This is a genomic window from Salinivibrio sp. HTSP (assembly GCF_003390965.1).
Taxonomy (GTDB): Bacteria; Pseudomonadota; Gammaproteobacteria; order Enterobacterales; family Vibrionaceae; genus Salinivibrio; species Salinivibrio kushneri.
The window spans coordinates 1-4,288 of record NZ_PXUD01000057.1 but is presented as its reverse complement, the minus strand read 5'-3'; the positions used below and the strand labels follow the sequence as shown (position 1 = coordinate 4,288).

The window sequence follows — 4,288 nt, the reverse complement described above, 5'->3', positions numbered from 1 at the left end:
AGTTTATTTTTAAAATATCTCGTTAATTTGGTGAGGCCTTTAATATCGGAACCAGCCATATCGACCTAATGTAATTTTGGCGATAGTCACTAAAAATAATCATTACAAAACCTAAGTAAAGGCCGTTTCTTTGACACTCGCACGCTCTGAAAACCTCGTTAACCAGTCAGCGAGGAGTGGCTGGCTTTCAACCCATTGCAGCTCCGGTAATCGAAAATCGATATAACTCAAGGCAACGCCAGTAACAATCTGGCCAAGGTTAATGTCGGACTGTATAACGTCAGTATTCACCCTATCCTCCAGCGTCTGAAGGCACCTGATAATGGCATTCTGTCGACGAACTCCGAGTACTGTACTATCGCTCTCTTTCCCAAAGTGCTTCCGATTAATAACCGTCATAAAAGCCGCATCGGTCAGGCCCTGACTAAGCCCCGAGAGAGCAAGGACATCAGTGTCGTTGGGTGTGCCAAGCAAGCTGGGGGTCGGGGAAAGCCCGTCCAAGTATGACGCGATGAGAAGAGATTCTGATAAAGTCTCTCCCCTATCCGTTACAAGCACGGGAATTTTTCCATTCGGATTGGCGGTGAGCAACGCATTGTCATCCGCCCAAGGATCTACCCAGATGAGCTTCACATCATCCAACTGCTTTTCAATCGCGCAAATTCGGACAACTCTTGCATAAGGCGACGTCGTGTTCAGATACAGTTCCATATCAATTTTTCTCCATCTGTGTAGCTTTTCGAACGATAAGATATCGGGTTGATAGCAAGAGGACGCCGCTCGCCAGAATAACGGCACCAATGCTGAATAAAGCTTCATAGGTACCAAGAAAGGAGTAGACAAATGCCAGAGCGTACCCACCTGCTGCTTGAAATGCAGCGAACATGGCGGTCGCCATACCCCATATCTTTTTGTGACCAGCAGGCCCCATAATCTCTGAAAGTCGTCCTGCTGTGAGCGCAACAATGCCGGGGATCATGGCTCCGACGACAAAGGATGAAACGGTAATACTGGCCATCGATACCGATATAACCGGTAATGCCGTCGCGATGGACTTTGCCAGCAACCCTGACAGCAGAGCCCCGTGCCAACCGAACTTCTTGGCCGCCCTCCCGGCAATGAAAGGTCCGAAAACAGCACCGACACCTAGAACAGCCCATTGGAAACTCGCGATGGTCTGCCCCATACCGACTTCACGTGCAAGATAATCTACCCAGAAAACCGTATGGGGAACGAAGCCGACTCCGTCCATCGCATACGCCGCCATGACTATTCCTATGCTCCACTTCTGTGCAGCGGTTAAGCCCTCTGACCCATTTCCTGCATGGGGAATAGCTGGTAATGATTTCAAGCCTGCGAACGCCCTATCGGCGACAAGACCAGCCGCAACAGCAAGCACCCCGAGCCCAATCCAGGCTAAAACAAGCCCCACATTTAAAAATAACGGAATCGCGGTGGCCGACAAAAAAGCCCCAATTCCGATACCGGTAAAAACCATCGCTCCAGTAGCTGGTCGTTGTGAAGCAGGCGTACTTGAGAGTGCCAGAGAGGGACCGACCACCATCAAGGTTGCACCGGCAAAACCAGACACAAATCGCCAGATAAAGAACCACACGAAGCCGATCGGGCTCAGACAAAGAAAGAAGCTTAACGCGACTGCGATATAAGCGCCCCCAAGCACATAACGGAGTTTGTATCGTTCAGAGAGGATGTGCGCGCCAATCGCTCCACCGAGATAGCCGAGCAGATTCGCGGCCCCCAAGTATGCCGCTTCCGTGGCCGTAAACCAGTTGGCTTCTACGAGTGCAGGAATAATTGGTGTGTAGGCGAACCGCGCCACGCCAATCCCCACAAATGTTGCCATCGCCCCAACGAGCAACGCAGAGAAATTGAATCTACTCGGTCTCATATTGTTATGCCCTCCATGGCGCTAAGTGTGCCAGGCTCACAGCGTTATTCAGACTGGGAGAGCCTCAGACTCATTTTTTAGATGCTTTGGGGTGTAGCGTGAATGAATAGGTATAGAGCAAACCCCATTGTTTCTCGCCCCCACCTCAAATACGCATCTTTCCAATGTCGTCTCGTTTTTACTTTATCCAATAGCTCGATATTTTCAGGGTCTAGCAACAACTCGCGTTCAGCAGCTAGCCAAAACGAGCTTTCAAACGTATCCCAATCTTGATAAGAAGAATGGACGACATAAGCGCATTCAAGGCCTAGTTGATTTCCTGCTTCTATGTTTTGAAGGTTTGAACGTAACTCTAGCGGATCAATACCTGTTGCGAGTAAGTACTCTTTATCTGGTTCTTTTCGCCAATACGCATCCCCAAGTACAATTACGCCATTAGACGCTATGAGAGCCTTCATGTCAGACAATGCATGGTCTAAAGCTTCACCAACATCGCCAAAAGCATGAGTAGAGCCTAAGCTAAAGCACGCATCAAATACGCCCCTAGGCAGTTCCACATCTTTGAATGCTGCATTATGAAAGGTGACTTTATCTAAATAAGGCTCCAAGTTTTCCTTGGCTTTAGCAATCTCCCATTCATCAATTTCAATGACTACCGCCCGACAGTTAAACTTTTCTAAAACGCTTTTAATTAATTCACCATTACCACAACCAACGTCTAAGACTAAAGAGTCCTCATTGAGCCATAGTTCACCCAGTAAGTTATCTATACAATTTGGGTTGATGGGGTTGTTATATTTCATTATTACTTTCCATAGTATTTTTAATTGAAAACTGATATAAGCGTTAAAGTCAATAACGCCTAACGGAGATGAGAAAATTCGCCATTATTGCCTGTGTGCGTAAGATGATGGTGAACTTAGGTTCAATGCTTAGACGAGGAATGATGTGGGATAAAAGCCTCGCCAACCTCTAGTGATTGACGAAATAGTCGTTTGTCTTACCTATTTTTCCTCAACGGCTTTAGTAGCTAAGACTGCTAAACCACCCAGAGCTAATGAACCACCGAGAAACTTAGCAAACTTCGGATTTTCTGAGCATAAACCAATAAAACTTGCACCCAAAACAGCACCAGTTGCACCAGCAACAACTTGAGTCGAAGACATTTTTAATCCTGTCGCCCATTTAGCAAAATGCTCACAGTTTCGGTCTGTTAGTGAGTATTTCCACTGTCCAATTTGAGAACGAGCGAGTTCGAGTACCTCTGGTACTGGGCGGTCGTAAGTAACTTTAGCTGGATAGGTATGTTTACCTTGGGTTACTACATCCCAGTTTTCTTCTTGAACGGTACCATTTCGCTGAGTTGCAGAAATGAGCATAGGCAGCCCCTTTTCACACAAAGCGTCTGAAACTAAAGACCAGTGCTGATAAACACCGAAGTTGCTGACAACAATATCGCCAGCATTTAGGTTTTGAATTGACATATGTAACCCTATATTTAATTAATTGACGACATCAATATGTATGAATATTTTATCGCTTCAAGTAGTTGCATAGATATAACTAATAACATAGCCCCCCTGTTTAGGATCTGCCACTCTTATGTGCGACCTTTAATATCGGAGGTAACCATGTCTACTCGATTCTTTTGTGGTGTTTCTTTCGCCAAGCATCACTTTTTAAATAACAATGTATCCGCTTTTTTATTGGCTGCGTTCGCGCTAAAAAAGTGCCAGACGCAGTGCCTACCTATCCGCATTCGAGCTATTTACTTAATAAAGCAACGGGCTTGTTCAACACCCAAATAAAGTGTCGGCTGCGCGACACTTATTCTTATTTGTTATATTTCACCCCACGTATCATGAGTCGTGATCATATAACAGATGGTTGCTATATACAGTGTCAATGTTAAAGCGTGCGGAATATTTTCACCAATATTATTAAACTCTTGGAAGTTTAGTGCTTTAATTGTTTTAATATTGCGATAAGTTTTATAAAAACCTCTCCCTAGTATTGGCATATTATCAATTTTGTACTCCTCGAGAGAGTTTTTATTGAGTGCTGACTTTAGTTTCTTTTCTAGATCGTCCAACTTACTAATATGCGATTCTAATAACTCATTATATTCTTTTACAAAAGATACAGCATCACTAAAGGTAGAAGACTGTTGTTGTGAGCTTAAGCCTAAATTTAGTTCTTTTAGACACTCCCAAAAATAATTTTGACGGTAAAGCCTTTCACGCCCATTCTTTGTAGGAACTATTCGTTTAAACCTATCAAAAAATGACGCACTAGCGTTCCTCGAATCATTAATTTCAACGTGTAAACTCTTTATCCGAGTTTCCGCACCTAATTTAGGAATAAACCGCTTCGTATAAC

5 protein-coding genes are annotated in these 4,288 nt (G+C 44.6%); all 5 read right to left on the bottom strand.

From position 1 onward, the window contains the following. Positions 1-111 precede the first annotated feature (111 nt). Positions 112-711, bottom strand: a complete 600-nt coding sequence (locus C7A19_RS11275; protein ID WP_116644914.1) for a glutathione S-transferase N-terminal domain-containing protein — start codon at positions 709-711, stop codon at positions 112-114. A 1-nt stretch (position 712) separates the two neighbouring features. Continuing rightward, the gene (locus tag C7A19_RS11270) at positions 713-1,864 is read right to left on the bottom strand and encodes a YbfB/YjiJ family MFS transporter (RefSeq protein ID WP_201264084.1); all 1,152 of its coding nucleotides are present in this window, start codon (positions 1,862-1,864) and stop codon (positions 713-715) included. Between the two features lie 122 nt (positions 1,865-1,986). After that, the gene (locus C7A19_RS11265; RefSeq protein ID WP_116644912.1) at positions 1,987-2,712 is read right to left on the bottom strand and encodes a class I SAM-dependent methyltransferase; all 726 of its coding nucleotides are present in this window, start codon (positions 2,710-2,712) and stop codon (positions 1,987-1,989) included. Between the two features lie 201 nt (positions 2,713-2,913). Further along, a complete protein-coding gene (locus tag C7A19_RS11260) occupies positions 2,914-3,393 on the bottom strand; it encodes a lecithin retinol acyltransferase family protein (RefSeq protein WP_116644911.1) in 480 nt (159 codons plus the stop codon). A 356-nt stretch (positions 3,394-3,749) separates the two neighbouring features. Then, positions 3,750-4,288, bottom strand: a 539-nt coding sequence (locus C7A19_RS15605) for a hypothetical protein (protein ID WP_162300267.1), incomplete at its 5' end; no start/stop codon positions are given.